Genomic DNA, 259 nt, shown 5'->3' with positions numbered 1-259 from the left:
TCCAACATCGACCACACCTCCTCCCCCACCACACCACCCGAACCCACCAACGACCACACACACACATTCACCAAATCTCGCTGAATGTCATGAATTCGATCACTGTTCCACGGACGATCTAACGTCAAAGAGAACTCAAGTAGCTCACGAGCACCATCGAGCCTCATCGTCACGTAATCCGAATCCCACTCATGCCACCGCTCAATATCCACCATCAGCCAGAATCTCCATCTCTCAACTTTCAGCCACCCGGACACCG

At 52.9% G+C, this 259-nt stretch carries 1 pseudogene; it reads right to left on the bottom strand.

Annotated elements, in window-relative coordinates:
* A pseudogene (locus ACPXB3_RS22670) lies at positions 1-215 on the bottom strand (hypothetical protein); the annotation flags it as partial.
* Between the last annotated feature and the right edge of the window lie 44 nt (positions 216-259).

Origin of the sequence: Gordonia sp. DT219, assembly GCF_049847065.1 — a bacterium.
Classification (GTDB): Bacteria; Actinomycetota; Actinomycetes; order Mycobacteriales; family Mycobacteriaceae; genus Gordonia.
Note: the sequence above shows the minus strand (reverse complement) of the source record. Positions and strands in the feature narration are given on the sequence as shown.